At 54.6% G+C, this 16,317-nt stretch carries 18 protein-coding genes; 7 read left to right on the forward strand and 11 right to left on the reverse strand.

What is annotated here, in order from left to right:
* Nucleotides 1-4: 4 nt before the first annotated feature.
* Complete coding sequence (locus tag HEQ61_RS04110) at nt 5-796, reverse strand: SDR family oxidoreductase (protein ID WP_322099185.1); 792 nt, start codon at nt 794-796, stop codon at nt 5-7.
* 347 nt (nt 797-1,143) lie between these two features.
* Between HEQ61_RS04110 and HEQ61_RS04115 the strand changes: the two genes are divergently transcribed.
* On the forward strand, nt 1,144-1,557 hold the full coding sequence (locus HEQ61_RS04115) for a hypothetical protein (protein WP_168019356.1): 414 nt from the start codon (nt 1,144-1,146) through the stop codon (nt 1,555-1,557).
* 70 nt (nt 1,558-1,627) lie between these two features.
* Here the strand turns inward: HEQ61_RS04115 and HEQ61_RS04120 are convergent, their stop codons facing one another.
* The 7 genes from HEQ61_RS04120 to HEQ61_RS04150 all read right to left on the reverse strand — a co-directional run bounded on the left by HEQ61_RS04120 (nt 1,628) and on the right by HEQ61_RS04150 (nt 7,793).
* Entirely contained in the window at nt 1,628-2,107 is a 480-nt protein-coding gene (locus HEQ61_RS04120) for a CreA family protein (RefSeq protein ID WP_168019354.1), read from the reverse strand.
* A gap of 46 nt (nt 2,108-2,153) precedes the next feature.
* Nucleotides 2,154-2,519 carry a hypothetical protein gene (locus tag HEQ61_RS04125; RefSeq protein ID WP_168019352.1) on the reverse strand — a complete coding sequence of 122 codons (366 nt, stop codon included), beginning with the start codon at nt 2,517-2,519 and terminating at the stop codon, nt 2,154-2,156.
* 50 nt (nt 2,520-2,569) lie between these two features.
* The gene (murI, locus tag HEQ61_RS04130; protein WP_168019351.1) at nt 2,570-3,382 is read right to left on the reverse strand and encodes a glutamate racemase; all 813 of its coding nucleotides are present in this window, start codon (nt 3,380-3,382) and stop codon (nt 2,570-2,572) included.
* A gap of 56 nt (nt 3,383-3,438) precedes the next feature.
* The gene (locus tag HEQ61_RS04135) at nt 3,439-4,311 is read right to left on the reverse strand and encodes an ABC transporter permease subunit (protein ID WP_168019350.1); all 873 of its coding nucleotides are present in this window, start codon (nt 4,309-4,311) and stop codon (nt 3,439-3,441) included.
* Complete coding sequence (locus HEQ61_RS04140) at nt 4,311-5,303, reverse strand: ABC transporter permease subunit (RefSeq protein WP_168019349.1); 993 nt, start codon at nt 5,301-5,303, stop codon at nt 4,311-4,313. The genes HEQ61_RS04135 and HEQ61_RS04140 overlap by 1 nt, the downstream gene beginning before the upstream one ends.
* The gene (locus HEQ61_RS04145) at nt 5,300-6,463 is read right to left on the reverse strand and encodes an ABC transporter ATP-binding protein (RefSeq protein ID WP_168019348.1); all 1,164 of its coding nucleotides are present in this window, start codon (nt 6,461-6,463) and stop codon (nt 5,300-5,302) included. The genes HEQ61_RS04140 and HEQ61_RS04145 overlap by 4 nt, the downstream gene beginning before the upstream one ends.
* Nucleotides 6,464-6,659: 196 nt before the next feature.
* Entirely contained in the window at nt 6,660-7,793 is a 1,134-nt protein-coding gene (locus tag HEQ61_RS04150) for a polyamine ABC transporter substrate-binding protein (RefSeq protein WP_245183117.1), read from the reverse strand.
* A gap of 229 nt (nt 7,794-8,022) precedes the next feature.
* On the opposite strand from HEQ61_RS04150, the gene HEQ61_RS04155 reads away from it, so the two are divergent.
* The 4 genes from HEQ61_RS04155 to HEQ61_RS04170 all read left to right on the forward strand — a co-directional run bounded on the left by HEQ61_RS04155 (nt 8,023) and on the right by HEQ61_RS04170 (nt 11,955).
* Nucleotides 8,023-9,294 (forward strand): NAD(P)/FAD-dependent oxidoreductase, encoded by a 1,272-nt coding sequence (locus HEQ61_RS04155; protein WP_168019346.1) that lies wholly within the window; start codon nt 8,023-8,025, stop codon nt 9,292-9,294.
* Nucleotides 9,295-9,385: 91 nt separating this feature from the next.
* Nucleotides 9,386-9,904: a MarR family winged helix-turn-helix transcriptional regulator gene (locus HEQ61_RS04160; protein WP_168019523.1), complete on the forward strand. Its 519-nt coding sequence runs from the start codon at nt 9,386-9,388 to the stop codon at nt 9,902-9,904.
* 4 nt (nt 9,905-9,908) lie between these two features.
* A complete protein-coding gene (locus HEQ61_RS04165; RefSeq protein ID WP_322099186.1) occupies nt 9,909-10,613 on the forward strand; it encodes a response regulator transcription factor in 705 nt (234 codons plus the stop codon).
* A gap of 1 nt (nt 10,614) precedes the next feature.
* Complete coding sequence (locus HEQ61_RS04170) at nt 10,615-11,955, forward strand: ATP-binding protein (RefSeq protein WP_168019345.1); 1,341 nt, start codon at nt 10,615-10,617, stop codon at nt 11,953-11,955.
* Between the two features lie 63 nt (nt 11,956-12,018).
* Here the strand turns inward: HEQ61_RS04170 and HEQ61_RS04175 are convergent, their stop codons facing one another.
* Both HEQ61_RS04175 and HEQ61_RS04180 read right to left on the reverse strand, forming a co-directional pair.
* Nucleotides 12,019-12,981, reverse strand: coding sequence for an RNA polymerase factor sigma-32 (locus HEQ61_RS04175; protein ID WP_168019344.1), 963 nt, complete (start codon nt 12,979-12,981; stop codon nt 12,019-12,021).
* A gap of 56 nt (nt 12,982-13,037) precedes the next feature.
* On the reverse strand, nt 13,038-13,556 hold the full coding sequence (locus tag HEQ61_RS04180; protein WP_168019342.1) for an Hsp20 family protein: 519 nt from the start codon (nt 13,554-13,556) through the stop codon (nt 13,038-13,040).
* Nucleotides 13,557-14,100: 544 nt separating this feature from the next.
* Here HEQ61_RS04180 and HEQ61_RS04185 point away from each other — a divergent pair.
* A complete protein-coding gene (locus HEQ61_RS04185) occupies nt 14,101-14,811 on the forward strand; it encodes a cytochrome b/b6 domain-containing protein (RefSeq protein WP_168019340.1) in 711 nt (236 codons plus the stop codon).
* Nucleotides 14,812-14,889: 78 nt separating this feature from the next.
* Here HEQ61_RS04185 and HEQ61_RS04190 read toward each other — a convergent pair whose 3' ends face one another.
* Nucleotides 14,890-15,336, reverse strand: coding sequence for a c-type cytochrome (locus tag HEQ61_RS04190; RefSeq protein ID WP_168019338.1), 447 nt, complete (start codon nt 15,334-15,336; stop codon nt 14,890-14,892).
* A 247-nt stretch (nt 15,337-15,583) separates the two neighbouring features.
* Between HEQ61_RS04190 and HEQ61_RS04195 the strand changes: the two genes are divergently transcribed.
* Nucleotides 15,584-16,186, forward strand: a complete 603-nt coding sequence (locus tag HEQ61_RS04195; RefSeq protein WP_168019336.1) for a TIGR00730 family Rossman fold protein — start codon at nt 15,584-15,586, stop codon at nt 16,184-16,186.
* Nucleotides 16,187-16,317: the final 131 nt, after the last annotated feature.

Here is a 16,317-nt window from a genome sequence, read left to right on the forward strand (position 1 = left end):
CCTGTTATCTCTTTATTCTTCGGGGGGGGGTGCCGGGGGCGGGAAAACTCCAACCAAGATGCTGCCCGCCATCCAAGGCTATCATTTGGCCTGTCATGGACCGGGCTGCAACAAGAAAGCGCACAGCATCGGCAATTTCTGACGGGTTGGTCCCGTGATGCAGGGGGACGTTGTCGCACTGCGCACGGAACTGTTCTTCCGTTTGCCGGCTGCTGGGAAGTGTCGGGCCGGGCCCTATGGCATTAACCCGTATGCGTGGTGACAGGGCCAGGGCCAAGGTCTGTGTCAAAGCCCAGAGTCCGGCCTTTGAAAGGGTATAGGTCATGAAATGGGGAGTTAGATTCCAGACCCGCTGGTCAATAATGTTAACAATACAGCCCTGTTGATCAGCTGTCAGCATGGATGCCATGCTCTGGGCCAGGACAAATGGTGCTCTGAGATTGGTCTCCATGTGATGATCCCAGCTGTCCCGGGTGGCCGTTACCACATCGTCATAGGTAAACGTTGATGCATTGTTGACCAAGATGCCGATGGAACCCAAGTGGCTGGTAACTTTTTGGCACATGCTTTCTGTTTCATCATCCCGTGCCAGATTGGCCCGGGCAACAATGGCTTTTCCGCCCTTGGCTTCGATTTCGGCAACAACCTGGTGAGCTTCTGTTGTTGATGTGTGGCAGTGCACAGCCACAGCGATGCCATCGGCAGCCAGAGAAAGGGCGATCTCGCGTCCAATCCGGCGCCCGGCACCGGTCACCAGAGCTGTCGGGGGAAGTGTTGGAGGCAAGGTGCAGGCCACAGGGGTCTCTCCGTCGGGTAGAAAATCAGCCCTCTTTCCTGCCCTGACAAAGGCATTCTGTCCAGTCCTGCCGTGTCGGAACCCGACTCCGGTGCATTGTGGCCCGGCTTTGGGTTTCCATCGCTGGCCTTGTGGAAAGACTGTCGCCCACGGGACACAGGGTATTTCTCTGTATACGAGCGGGTTCACGATGTTTTCGGCGTCCGTTGGGCCTGTTCGTTGCCCCGGGACTATCGTCAGGAATTGACTTGAATATTGGATAAAATTAAGACTTACGCACATAAGCACTGTGGAATGCGCCGGGCCTTGCTGCGGCGCCCTCTTGATTCGGGAAGGAAGCAACGAACATGGCCAGATACTGGATAGTCGGAACGGTCTTCTCGATTGTAGCGGCTGCGGCGCTATATGGATCAGCGGCCCTTGCCAAGACGGCAACCGGGCCTTCTGTTATCTTGCTGATCGTATGCCTTCTGGCAGGTTTCGGGATTTTCCGGACCATATCCATTGCCTTCGCCCCTGATGCCGCGCAAGAGGAGTCACCGGAGCCTTGGCGTGGTACATTGGCAACAGTCGGTGTTTTGCTGGTTGGTCTGGTTGCGCTCTTTCTCTACATCGGCACTTATGTTGCCGGTGTATTTGGTGTTAGTGGCTTCCTGACTTTGCCTGCTGTCTTGTTGACGTTCCTAGCCTTGATCCTGGTTGTCATGCTGACAGGAGGCAAGGTTGAGGGTGAGGGCGAACGTCACGACGGAATGCCCTGAAGATACGGTGTGTTGAGAGGATCAGCGTATGGGGTGTGCCCTTTGGTCGGGCATCACCCCTTTGTTTTCATTATGGTACTGTTTCAATGTCCCACGGCATGACAGGCACGGCTGTCAGGGCATTTTTCGGTGATCCTTCAATCAGCTTGTCAGAATAAACAAGGTATAGCAGAACATTCCGGCTCTGGTCATAGAACCTGACGACCTGCATCGTCTTGAAGAGGATGGATCGCCTTTCGCTGAATACGTTGTCGCCGTCTTTTGCTTTCAGATTGGCGGGGACGGTGATGGGTCCAACCTGACGGCAGGCTATGGATGCGTCCGATGTGTCTTCGGCCAAGCCCAGGGCACCGCTGATGCCACCTGTTTTCGAGCGGCTGATGTAGCATGTAACCCCGGGTACATCCGGGTCATCAAAAGCTTCTATGGCAATTTTGTGATTGGGTCCCAGCAGCTTGAAGGCCGTATCGACGGATCCAATGTCTTCTGCCCCTGAGGGGGTACTCTTTAGCAGGGTGATGCAAGCAAGGGCGGCGGCAAGGTATTTCATCCGTTTCTCTCTCCGTATCGGCTGTCTGTTCAGGTGTGTGCGTCTTTTACGGAGCTACGAATACTATGCACTGGCTGGTACCGTCACGGTAGAAATGATACGTTTTGCCGTCCAGTGCCTTACCATCAACATCAATCAGGTTCCAGCCCTTGAGGGCAATGCCTGTCAGGCCACGGCCCTTGTCACCGGAAAATTGGATGTACATCCGGTTCTTGTATTTCTGATTGAACCGCCCCAGTCCACACAGGCGTGAAAGATTATTGTCGCGCCGCCCGACATCCCAGTATGGCGCGTTGGATTTGGCATAAATACGTGCATTTCCATCCCATGCCTGGCTTGTGGAAGGCCAAGGCAAGGCAAGGGCCAGAGCCGCCCCGTACCACAGGATATGCAACAGAAAAGCCTTGGCCATGCCCTGAAACCCGTATACATGAGGCCATGATACGCCCGCCTTGGGGTAGTCTAGGGATGATTGCTTGCCAAATCCTGAACAGCAGGGTGTTTGTTGATATTCCACACGATTGGTGCCGGGAAGCCATAGTGTGCCATAGCTTTCTCGTATCCGGCAGACAGCCGGGATACCAAAGCCCGGTCCGTGCCACCGGGGCTGACCATGCCAGTCAAGCGTGCGGTTTGCCGGGCTATGGCCGCACCGGAATCAAGCCATGTCACGGGGCGGGGTGCGGTATCTTCCAGAATATGCCGAAGAAGGGGGTAGTGGGTGCACCCCAGAACCACCGTATCCAGATCCGGATGCTGGAAGAGTGGTGCCGCTTCTTCGGCAATATCTGTATCCTTGATCACATCACCCCGCAACCAGGCTTCAGCCATAGCGGCCAGACGGGCGGTACCATGCCGAACCAAGATACAATCCGGTGCTACTTTCTGCTTCAGGGCATCGATATAGGAGCTTGTAATGGTCCCCGGTGTTGCCAGAAGACCGATCACGCCGCTTTTGCTGCCCTGGGCTGCTGGTTTCAGAGCGGGTACGGTCCCAACAAATGCCATTCTGGTGAAGGTATCCCGAAGTGTATCCAAGGCCAGTGTTGAGGCCGTATTGCAGGCGATGACAACAATATCAGGGCGCTCTGTCTCTATAAGATGACCCAAAGTCCTGACAAGATGGGAACGCAGAAACAAGGGGTCGCGATCTCCATAAGGGAAGAACGCTGCGTCTGCGGCATAGGTCAGTGCCGCCCCCGGCAGGGACAGACGGATCTCTGGCACAACAGAAAGGCCACCAAGGCCGGAGTCAAAAACAAGAATACGGGTCATTCTGAGAGAAAAAGGGCTCGTGGATGTGAAAACCAGGAGCCCTTGATGACGGTCTGCTATGATCGTGTCAAGCCTTGTACTGCGATATTTTGCTCTTGCTCCGCAATGGCGCGGGCCATTGCGGCCTTGCGTTGCTTTTCGCGTCGTACCATCAGCCAGCCTGCGACCAAGACACAGATTGTAGCCAACGATATCAGGATGGTTGCCAGTGCATTGATCTTCGGAGTTACCCCCAAGCGGACGCTGGAAAAAACAACCATGGGCAGGGTTGATGACGATGGGCCGGCAACAAAGCTGGTAATGACCAGGTCATCGAGAGAGATTGTAAACGCCAGGAGCCATCCCGCCAGAAGGGCTGGGCTGATGATTGGCAGCGTTATGAACAGGAAGGTCTTGAATGGCCTGGCCCCCAGATCCATGGCTGCTTCTTCCACGCTTTCGTCCATCTGGGACAAGCGTGCTCGCACAACAATGGTGACGTAGGACATGCAGAACGTGATGTGGGCAATGGTAATGGTTGTGATACCCCGTCCGTCCGGCCATCCAATCAGGTCTTCCAGGGCGACAAACATCAGAAGAATAGAAAGCCCGGTGATGATTTCGGGCATTACCATGGGAGCGGTGATCATCCCGGAAAACAGGGTTTGTCCCCGGAATCGACGAAACCGTGTCAGCACGATGGCCGCCATTGTACCAAGCACGGTGGCAAAGGTAGCGGTCAGGGACGCAACAAGCAGGCTGACCTTTGCCGCAGCGATAATTTGCTGGTCACGAAACAGCTCACCATACCAATGCGTTGAGAAGCCACTCCATACTGTTACCAACCGGGATTCGTTGAACGAATAGATGACCAGCAACAGGATCGGGATATACAAAAACGCAAACCCGAAGGCCAGTGTTGTAATGAGAAAGGGAGAGCGACGGTTCATCAGGTTATCTCTCCTTCCTTTCCGTTCTGGCGGTTCTGGTAATGCTGGAACAGCATGATGGGTCCGACCAGGAACAGCAGCATCGCCACGGCAACAGCTGATGCAGCGGGCCAGTCACGGTTGTTGAAGAATTCAGCCCACAATACTTTGCCGATCATCAAGGTTTCTGCGCCACCCAGAAGATCCGGGATGACAAATTCCCCGACGGCAGGGATGAAAACCAGCATGCAGCCAGCGATAATACCCGGCATGGACAGGGGCAAGGTGATGCTCAGGAATGCCTTGAACGGGCGACAGCCGAGATCTTCTGCCGCTTCCAGCAGTGAGGTGTCCATCTTTTCCAAGGTTGTGTACAGCGGCAGCACCATAAAAGGGAGGTACGAATATACAAGGCCGATATAGACCGCGATTTCCGTGTTGTAGATGGGCAGGGGCTCATTGATCAGGCCAAGGCCCATCAGGAAGTTGTTCAGAAACCCTTGTGGCTTCAGGATGCCGATCCAGGCATAGACGCGGATCAGGAAGCTGGTCCAGAACGGCAGAACCACCATCAGCAAAAGGACGCTGCGGATTCCTTCAGGGGATCGCGCGATGCCGTACGCCATTGGGTAGCCGAGCAGCAGCGTCAGCAATGTCGAGATCAAGGCGATCTTCAGCGAGCTGAGATAGGCACCGATGTATAGGGGATCGGACAGAAGGTACTTGTAAGCTTCCAGCGATACGGTCAGCTTGAGATATTGATCATCAACCCACTCAATCAGTGGCGTATACGGCGGAATACCGACCATGAATTCAGCAAAGCTGATTTTCAGGACGATGACAAAGGGAGCCAGGAAGAAAAGCAGCAGCCAGCCATAGGGCACGGCAATTACCAAACGCCGTCCGCCCAGTCCCAAGCGGTTCGGAGGTATTGTGGCGCTGTCACTGCTGTTGTGCCGCGAATGGTGGGGATGAACAGCCCCTTCATCCTCAAAGATGACAGGGTTGCTCATGACGTTACGACCACAACATTACTGCCCTCAAACACGATCCAGACCCTGTCCTCCCACGTGATTTCCGGCTGGGAGGAGCGGGTCTGGTTTTGCATGTCCACGCGTACGATGCGACCGGTATCCAGCCTGACCAGGTACGTGCTCTCACCGCCCAGATAGACAATGTCCTGAACGGTGCCGGCAGAAATGTTGTGACTGGTATCCGTCGGCATTTCTTTTGACAGGGTGATTTTCTCAGGGCGGATTGCCGCGTATACCGTAGCCCCTTCACGGGCGCTGATGCCGTGCCCGACATAGATTGGTGTATCAAGGTCACTTGATTGTGCCACGATATGATCAGGCTCGTCTTCGATCAAGATGGCTTCAAACAGGTTTACGGATCCAAAAAATTCCGCAACATACCGGGTGTTGGGATACTCATACATGGCGTATGGAGTATCAACCTGGAGGATGTGCCCCTGGTTCATGATGGCAACCCGGGTTGACATGGTCATGGCCTCTTCCTGGTCGTGTGTCACAACCACAAAAGTCACGCCGAGACTCTCCTGGATACCAACCAGTTCCAGCTGCGTGCGTTCGCGCAATTTCTTGTCAAGGGCAGCCAAGGGTTCATCCAGCAGCAGGACTTTCGGTCGCTTGGCCAGGGCACGGGCCAAGGCTACGCGTTGACGCTGGCCACCCGATAATTCATGTGGACGGCGGCGTGCCAGATGCCCCAGTTCCACCATATCCAGCATTTCTTCAACCCGGTTGCGGATTTCAACGCGCGACAGGTTGTCCTGCTTCAGGCCAAAGGCGACGTTCTGTTCCACAGACATATGCGGGAACAGGGCGTAGGACTGGAACATCATGTTGACCGGACGTTCATAGGGCGGAACGTCTGTCATGTCCTGTCCGTCGATCAGGATCCGTCCGGCAGACGGGGTCTCAAATCCTGCCAGCATGCGCAGCAAGGTCGTCTTTCCGCATCCAGAGCCGCCAAGAAGGGAAAAGAGTTCCCCCTGATATATGGTCAGGGATACATCGCTGACAGCGACAAAGTCACCGAAACGCTTGGTGACATTTTCAATACGGATGAGTGCTTTTACAGTCTCTTCCGGGCCTTCTCCCTTTTCGGTCTTGCTAACCTTGTCGCGGAGATTTCTGGCAAGTTGTGACATTCCGTGCGTGATCCCTGATTCAAAAGCACGCGGCCGTTACGCCCTGGTCTTCCGAACCGGCGAGAGCGAGGGTCGCCGAGCAGGCATACCGATGACTGGAGCGAATGGTGCCGACCAATACAGGTGAATAGGCCTGCCGTAAAGGGCGAACCGCCTGCCCGGCCACGATTGGGGGCAGGCGGAGACCAAATATTTCTTATATTCCTGTCTTGATCCGATTCCAGATCCGGGTGAAGACCCGTTCAGCTTTTTGATCCGGAACCTTTTTGACAAACAGATGCTTCATGACGGACTCCGGAGGATAAACCCCTGGGTCGTGGCGAATGGCATCATGAATCAGGTCAAAAGATTTGGTGTTTGCATTGGCATAAAACACGCTGTTCGATATTCCGGCCGTAATCTCCGGCTTCAGGATATGATTGATAAACTTCATGGCATTGTCCGGATGTGGGGCATCCTTCAGAACACCCATGAAGTCAAACCAGATTTCGCTGCCTTCCTTGGGAATGACGTATGTGACCTTTACGCCTTTGCCTGCTTCTTCAGCACGGTTGATGGCCTGGAACATGTCGCCCGAGAAGCCCATTGCCACGCAGATGTCGCCGTTGGCAAGGGCATTGATGGACTCCGAAGAATGAAACTTGGTCACGAAAGGGCGAACTTTCATGAGCAGGGCTTCAGCTTTCTCGATATCCTTTGGGTCTGAAGAATTTGGATCAAGTCCAAGATACTTCAGTGCAGAAGGAAAAACCTCGGACGGGCTGTCCATCATATACAAGCCGCATTTTGATACTTTTTCGGCCCACACAGGATCAAACATAAGCGCCCATGAATCCACCGGCGCATCCGGGCCGGCGACTTCGGCGACCTTGGCCGGGTTATAGGCCATGCCGTTGGTGCCCCACATGTAGATGATGCCGTGGGTGTTATGTGCATCGAACTCCTGGGCATCCTTCATCAGTTTTTGGTCTAGGTTGCCCAAGTTGGGGATCAGGTCCTGTTTCAGGGGCTGGTACACGCCGGCCTTGATCTGGCGCTGGAAGAATGCGCCGGTAGGGACAGCAAGGTCATAGCCGGACTTGCCGGCCAGAAGCTTGGCTTCAAGCATTTCATTGGAATCGTAGACATCCACGGTCACCTTGATTCCTGTTTCTTTCTCAAAGCTCTGGATCGTATCTTCACCCAGATAATCCGACCAGATAAACAGGTTCAGCTTCTTCTCTTCCTCGGCCTTCACCGGTGTGACAACCGTCATCAGGGCAAGCGCGGGGGCAAGAAGGCCGGAGAGCGCAATCCGGAACCTGGACATCGATAATTCCTCCCAGATCATGGCCGGTTCCCGCACATCAAACGGGACCGGGAAGTGTTTTGCATGCCATGCAACAGGACACAGCCAAGCAGGACCGACATTGTGTGGACGCCGGTGTGCCCGATTTTACAGCATGGCGCGTACGCGGATGAAATGTCGCAACCTTTTGGATGCTGTGCAAGTTGATATTCTTGCTGAATTCATTCAAGTTACATCTTGCTGATGTGGACGGACAGAACCGGGAGACAACATGCAGAATTTCTCTATGTCGTGGTATGCTGCCTCCGCCCACGAGGCTGCCCCGCGTCCTGCATTGTCAGAAAACTGTCATGTTGATGTCTGTATTGTTGGTGCAGGTATTACAGGGTGCTCTGCCGCCTTGCACTTGGCGCAACGCGGCTATCGTGTTCTGGTCCTGGAAGCTGGACGGATCGGATGTGGTGCATCCGGGCGTTCCGGCGGGCAGATGATTGCGGGCTATAATCTTGGGCAGGACAGGATTACCCGGCTGGTTGGCAGGGATGATGCCCGCCATTTGTGGGATTTGTGTGAAGAGTCCCTCTCACTGACCCGTTCGCTTGTTGCAGAGCATGCCATCGATTGTGACTTTGTGAATGGTCACGTGATGGTCGGGGAGAAGGGCCGGCATGCCTCTGCCTTGCATGCGCTTTGCCGGGAGTGGGAGGACGGTGGGCGCAAGGGGCTGGAGCTGTGGGACCACGCGCAAACCCAGACCCATGTTGCAAGCCCCCGTTATACATGCGCTCTCTATGATCCCGGTGGCGGGCACTTGCATCCATTGAACTATACCCTTGGACTTGCATCTGCAGCCGAGCGTGCCGGGGCTGTTTTTTGTGAGCAAACTCCGATGGTGTCCTGGCAGGATGGCGATCCTGCTGTTGTCCGGACCCCTCATGGGCAGGTTTATGCACGCTTTGTTTTGTTCTGCGGTAATGCCTATCTGTGGGGAAACGAGCCTACCCTTGCCCGTACGATTATGCCGGTTGGTACCTATATTGCGGCGACGGAGCCTTTGGGGGAGGCGCGTGCCCGTGCGCTCGTTCCCGGTAACGAAGCGGTGGCCGACTGTCGCTTTGTCCTGAACTATTTCCGCCGCTCACGTGATCATCGTTTGCTCTACGGTGGGCGCGTCAGTTACTCGCGCCTGGATCCCCCCAGCGTGTCGGAGGCTATGCGAAAAAGCATGGTGGATTGTTTCCCGCAGCTGGCCGATGTGCGTATTGATTACGCATGGGGTGGATTGGTTGCCATTACCATGAACCGTATGCCTCACTTCGGACGTCTGTCACCAAATGTCTTGTTTGCTCATGGTTTCTCCGGTCATGGCATTGCCTTGACCGGATTGGCCGGCAAGTTGATGGCCGAAGTGATTGATGGCCAAGCCGGTCGGTTTGATGTCTTCACCCGTATACCACACCATGCCTTCCCCGGGGGCCGCTGGATGCGCACGCCGTTGCTGGTTCTGGCAATGATGTGGCGTCGTTTGTGTGATGTCTTGTAGCGGTCTGGAACAGGTTAACAAGGGCCGGAGTTGCAGCGTGGCTGTTTTACAGGTATTCCAAGGTAAGGTGAAGGATGACGGTGAGTTCCTCATGACTGATCTCAAGGCGGGTGTGAACCAGCTTTTTCTCCGCGAGGAGGAGCTGCGGCGCGGTATGGAGCTTCTGTTCTTTGCCTATCGTGATTTTACAGCTGAAGCTGATCTTGTGTTACGCAAGCTGGGCCTTGGTCGTGCGCATCACCGGATGATCTATTTTGTCGGGCGTCATCCCGGGCTTAGCGTATCTGATCTGCTCTCGATCCTGAAAATTACCAAGCAAAGTCTTTCGCGTGTTCTGGGGGAGCTGGTGCGTGATGGCTACATTATCCAGAATCCGGGCACCAAAGACCGGCGACAGCGCCTTCTGGATCTGACCGAGAAGGGCTATGCCTTGGAACGCCAGCTTTTTGAGAGTCAGAAAAGTATTCTGGCGCGTTCTTACCGTGATGCGGGGGGAGAAGCTGTTGATGGTTTCCGGCATGTCCTCTCGGGCATGATCCTGCGTGAAACAGACCGTGCAAAGCTTTCTGTGCCCGGTGGTGCCAAGGTACCTGATCTGGACCGGACCTGATGCCGTGAATGATCCAGTCGACGCGCCGGCTCATATTCTGGTTGTGGATGACGATACGCGTTTGCGCGATCTTCTGCGTCGTTTTCTGGGGCAGGCGGGATATATGGTCTCTGTTGCTCCCGATGCGGCCGAGGCCAGAACGCAAATGGCCGCCGTTGAATTTGATCTGCTGATCGTCGATATCATGATGCCCGGTGAAGATGGTTACAGTCTGACCCGTGCAATTCGTCAACAGTCTGATGTTCCCGTTCTGATGCTGACCGCCAGGGGAGAGCAGGAAGATCGGGTTGCTGGCCTTGAGACCGGGGCGGATGATTATCTTGGCAAGCCTTTTGATCCGCGGGAGCTTTTGCTGCGCATCCAGGCTATTCTGCGCCGGCGGCAGCCAAGGCCCGTTGATGTTCAGTCTGCTGTTCGTCATATCCGTATGGGGGAGTGTTCTTTTGACCTTCAACGTCGGGAACTCGTGTGCTGTGGGAGCCGGGTGCATTTGACAACGGCAGAAGCAGATTTGTTGGTGGCTTTGGCCTTGCACAGCGGGGAAGCTTTGCCGCGGGAGGATCTGGCCGATGCCCTTGGTATTGAGGGGGGTGTTCGGGCTGTTGATGTGCAGGTCACGCGCCTGCGGCGCAAGATAGAGGTTGATCCGCGCCAGCCCCTTTATCTGCAGACGGTGCGTGGCACCGGTTACTGTTTGAGGCCGGACTGAGATGCGTTTTGTAACAGGTACACCGCGTGCTCTGCGCAACCTTGTTCCAAGGGGTCTTCTGGGTCGTTTTCTGCTGATTCTTGCCGTTCCTCTTGTCGTGTTGCAGGCTGTGACGGCGCAGGTCTTTTTTGATCGTCACTGGGATACAGTCTTGCGGCGGCTGGCATTGGGTATTGCCGGCGATGTTGCCGTTATCGTCGAGCTTCTGGCCCGTTTTCCGGATGAGGGACAGCAGGGCTGGATTCTTGATTTGGCCCGTAGCCGGATGCACTTGGACAGCGTTTTTGCTCCCGATGAGATTCTTCCGAACCTTCCGCCACCCAGTGCAGGAGAGCAAGCGGCCGATGTTCTGGCTGCCAGCCTGCGTGAGAGCTTGCAGCGTCCGGTTCTGATCGAGGCCAATTTCTTTTCCGGAGATATCGTCATCGCCGTTCAGCTGTCCGATGGTGTGTTGCACGTGGTGGCACCACGCAAACGGCTTTTTACATCGACAACGTATATCTTTCTGCTCTGGATGGTTGGCACGTCGTTGATCCTGCTGGGGATCGCGATCCTTTTTACATCCAATCAGGTGCGCTCCATCCGTCGTCTTGCTGCCAGTGCAGAAGGTTTCGGCAAGGGACGTGACCTTCCACCGATCAAACCGGAAGGAGCGCGAGAGGTCCGGCAGGCTGGCATCGCCTTCAATCAGATGCGGGCTAGAATTCGTAGGCAAATCGATCAGCGTACAGAGATGCTGGCGGGTGTTTCCCACGACTTGCGTACGCCATTGACGCGGATGCGACTTCAATTAGCGATGATGGGGGATAATGCGGAAACGTCTGATCTCAAGGATGATATTGCCGAGATGGAAAGGATGCTGGACGGATATCTGGATTTTGCCCGTGGAGAGGGGACAGAAACAGCCGTCGAGACCGACCTCTCGGACTTGGTTGACAGAATGGCTGGTCGGTTTCGTCGCCACGGGGTGAATATTGAGCTTGTTCCTTTGCCTGATGCGCCGGTCCTTCTGACGGCAAGGGCCCAAGGGCTGGAGCGTGCCCTGGGAAACCTGCTGTCCAATGCAGCCCATTACGGGACGCGTGTGCGTTTGGGGCTTGAAGTGGGGGAAGAGTGGATCAACCTCGTTGTTGAAGATGATGGACCCGGTATACCGTTTCCTGTCAGAGAGGATGTGTTCAGGCCTTTCTGGCGGGGTGATCCTTCACGCAACACCCAGACCGGCGGTGTCGGCTTGGGGTTGAGCATTGCGCGTGAGATGGCCCACGCCCACGGGGGTGAGGTTTTGCTGGATGACAGCACCCTCGGTGGACTGCGGGCCGTTATTCATCTTCCACGCTAAATCTATACCTTCTCTGGCAGGATCTCCTCTTCATGTAGCCCTTTCCATCAGGAACCATCTGTCTCAGGCGGGGCATACTCCCCCCATTTTTGAGTTTGCCAGTATTGGACTCTTCCAGCGTTGCAGGGCCTGTCGGATGTTTCGATGTTCTGTTGCAATCAGCTCGCGGATACGGGTTTCCAGCTTCTGTAGCGCGCGTGCTTCAATCTGGCGTATGCGTTCCCGTGACAGGCCATAGTCTTCGCCCAAGCTTTCAAGAGTGGCCGGATCATCCGTCAGTTTGCGACGTGTCAGGATATCCTTCTCGCGTTCGTTCAGTGTACCGAGCGCCGTGTGTACAAGGTGGTGCGAACGGTCACGTTCCTCGGTTGTCTGCAGCACAGACTCCTGATCTGGCCGTTCATCGACCAAAAGCTCGAGACGCTCTGTATCACTTTCGGCTCCTGCCATCGCGTTCAGCGATCCGTCCCGTCGGTTCAGGCGGGCATCCATAGCCAGCACATCATCTGCGCTGACATCCAGGGTGCGGGCAATCTCCTCGGCCTGTTCATCCCGGAGCGGTTTGTCTCCATAAATGCCAAGCTTGGCTTTCATTCGTCTCAGATTGTAGAAAAGCCGCTTTCTGGTCGAGGCCGTTCCGATTTTGACAAGAGACCAAGAGTTCAGGACGTACTCGTTGACGGCAGCCCGTATCCACCACACGGCGTAGGTGGAGAGGCGGAATCCCTTGTCCGGCTGAAACTTTTGTATGGCTCGTATCAGGCCAAGGTTACCTTCGGCAATAAGGTCTGCCATGGGCAATCCATAGCGTTTGTACTGCATGGCTACCTTGACGACCAGTCTCAGGTGGCTTGTAACCAGACGATGCAAGCTTTTCTGGTTGCCTGTCAGGGTAAAGTCACGTGCCAGTCCATGCTCTTCTTCCACAGAAAGAAGAGGGAACTTCCGTATTTCGGCCAAGTAGAGAGCCAGGCTTTCCTCTATCAGCAACGACGAGCGGGGGGGCGAGAGTGCCTGTGTTGTCATGATGATCATCTCCCTGCTGTGTGGCGATGCAATTATCCCTCATGACCGGGGCAGGATCATGGCGCCTGCCCCGGTACAAGACGGCATCCAGCGGCGCTGGGCAATGTTTTTGCTGCTGTCGCGATGGCAATATGCCTTGGTTTCGATGCCTCAGGGATCTCGCGAACCAGTGTGATGGTCAACAGCCCGTTTTCCAGATGGGCACCTGTAACCGTCATATGGTCTGCCAGCTGGAAGTGGCGCACAAAGCCGCGGAACGCTATACCGCGATGCAAATAGCGACGCTCACCTTGGTCCCCGTCATTCGGGGTGGCATCAGTATCACCGGCCAAGGGAGACCGATTGCCACGGACAACCAGCAGGTCATCGTGCACTTCAACGTCCAGGTCGTTCTCAGGGAAGCCGGCAACGGCCAGCGTGATAGCGTACGAATCTTCGCCTGTCTTTTCAATGTTGTATGGTGGCCAGCTTGTGGCCTGTTCTCCCGAATGCCGCAACGTGGCTTCCGCCAGACGCGCAAGACGGTCAAATCCTACGCCAGAGCGGAACAGGGGAGAAAAATCAAACGCATTCATGTCCATCCTCCTTCGAGCGATGTTACGCTGCCCGTCCTGTAGACCAAGCAGCACCGACTCCAGGTCCGATTCTTGCGATACGAACCCGGTAACTCATGAACGTGTGGTGGAGTGCGCAGGCTCCCTGCCCGTAACTGCAGAGCAGCATTGACAGACCCGCATCGGCGCATCTTTGGCATATGGAAAGCCAAAAAATTGCCGCTTTTCATGTCCTTAATCCGTGATTTCCCATCAATGGACCAAGGCAGGAACTCCGACATGAACAAAGGTGCCATTATGGCCACCACACGTCGTACCACCCGTGCGGGTCAACCTTTTGAAAAGGAAGATTTTCCAGCCCGGGTTTCATCTGGCACCAAGCGCACAGCACCCGCTTTGCGGCGTGTCATGCTACAGTGCAGGCGCAAACCTGCGTTGTTTTGCAGCATTTGCGCGAACGAATTATGGGGGGTACACTGTTATGTGTCAAGGGGAGCTCTTCTCTCTACTGGAATAGTATTATAGCCTTTTTACAAAGCATTGAAGTATGTAGAGGAGGTTATTGATGAGCGGTGATGACAAAGGAGTAGAGGTCTGGGATTTGCCGGTAAGGCTTTTTCACTGGTCTCTGGTCACATGTGTTCTGATACTGTTCTTGACGGGCGAGATTGGCGGCCTTGATTTCAGCATGCCATTTACAGGGATGCTGGTTGGAAATATGGATTTGCACATGACCTTGGGAAGTATTGTGCTGGCCTTGCTGATTTTCAGGGTGTTGTGGGGTTTTGTGGGGTCATCAACGGCTCGCTTCATTCACTTTGTGCGTGGCCCATCTGACGTTCTCGATTACCTGCGTGCACTCCTTCGTGGTGAATTGCCGCGGCATGTTGGCCATAATCCCGCCGGTGCCCTTATGGTTTTGGCTCTGTTGGGTGTGCTCTTCCTGCAGGTTGGAACAGGGCTTTTTTCCAATGATGATATATTCTCCGAAGGTCCCTTGGCGCATCTGGTCAGCAAGGACGTCAGCGATTTGATGACGGAGCTTCACGAGGCTTCGTTCGGTCTTTTGCTGTTGTGCGTGTCGCTACATATCAGTGCAGCGCTGTATTACCGGATACGGGGGGAAGATCTGGTAACGCCGATGATAACGGGACGGAAACATTCTGCCGATATCCCTGCCGATTCCCCGCTGCCAGCTTTTGTCGGGCCGGTCTGGGCAGCAGCTCTTTTTGCTTTTTCGTGTTTCATTGTATGGGGTGTCATTCTGAAGTTGTGATGTGAGCCAAGGCAGGTCTGTGTATGTGTTGTATCACGTGGGAAGGAGCTGTTGCTTCCCACGTGACCGTAAGGCGATCTACTTCTTGTTTCTGAACGTATCGTGACAGTTCTTGCAGCTCTTGCCGACATCCCCGACGGCGGCCTGCACAGCAGACATGTCCCCGGATGCGGCGGCTGTTTCCAGTTTGGCTGTGCTGGTCAGCATCATTTGCATGGCTTCATCAAATTTTGCACTGTCAGACCAGATTGTGTCCTTGGCTGTCGTATCTCCGCCGCTGGTTTTTTCCTTGAAGGCAGCGCTGCTCATTTTAGCTGCTGCCGACAGGCCGCTTGCGTGTGTTGCCAAATGCTCTTTATGCGGAACTTGTTCCTTGATGATGGCCACGATTGAGTTCATGTGAGAACCTATGATCTCCATATTGTTCTCACGGTATTTGATGGTTTCTTTTTCGCCGGCCTGTGCGCAGATCGGAAGCGCCAGCAGGCAGGATGTGACCAAGGCCATGGATTTGATCGCATGCATGAGATGATTCCTTCGTATGATGTTGTCCAGGAATGTGAATAACGAAACTTTACTGACAAATATGGCGGAATTTTACTAATCTTTATTGTAAAGTATCGAAAAAAAATCGTCCATAAAGATGTCCTGTTATGTTAATTGTTTTGATGGACATGATTTGTTGTCATGTTTCTTGATAGATTGAAAGTATTCTGAACATAATCCGTGCGTCGAACATTTGATTTGATGTCTAACAATCGGGAATCCTGACATGTCTTTATTGCAGTCATCCTTACATGCTCTGTGTGTTTTTTGTGGATCCTCTTTCGGTTCCAGCCCACGCTATGCTGATGCCGCAAGTCGTTTGGGAACTCTTCTTGGGGAGAACGGAATTCGCCTGGTTTATGGCGGTGGTGCCGTTGGCTTGATGGGAACTGTCGCCAAGGCATGTCTGGAGGCCGGTGGGAAGGTAACCGGTATTATTCCGCAGCATCTTGCCAGTGCCGAGGTGGCAATGGAAGGCCTGACCGAATTGATTGTTGTACCGGACATGCATACACGCAAGCGCATGATGTTCGAGCGTTCCGATGCCTTTGCTGTTCTTCCCGGTGGTTTCGGGACCATGGACGAGACATTCGAGATCCTGACGTGGAAGCAGCTCAAGCTCCATGATCGCCCGGTTGTTATTGCGGATATCGGGGGGCACTGGACTCCGTTCCTGCGGTTCAATGAATCCATGGCGGCCGAGGGATTCGTGCGGCCCGAGGGCCTTGAGCTGTATTCGGTTGTCAGCGACGTTGATGATGTTCTGCCGGCGGCACGTAATAATCTTGATCTGGCCAGCCGTGTGCATGAAAGGGTCGGGTTGTTTTGATGTCGCGTGTCTTCTTTGTTTTTCAAGTCAGTAGATAATATGGGTTCGGCTCTTGCGTGACAGGTGCTGTTGCGCTTAAGGTTCGTGCATCCGTCTGATTTCCTCAGGTGGGCCGGACCGGGCCGATCCCT

The organism is Haematospirillum sp. H4485 (assembly GCF_012102745.1).
Taxonomy (GTDB): domain Bacteria; phylum Pseudomonadota; class Alphaproteobacteria; order Rhodospirillales; family Rhodospirillaceae; genus Haematospirillum.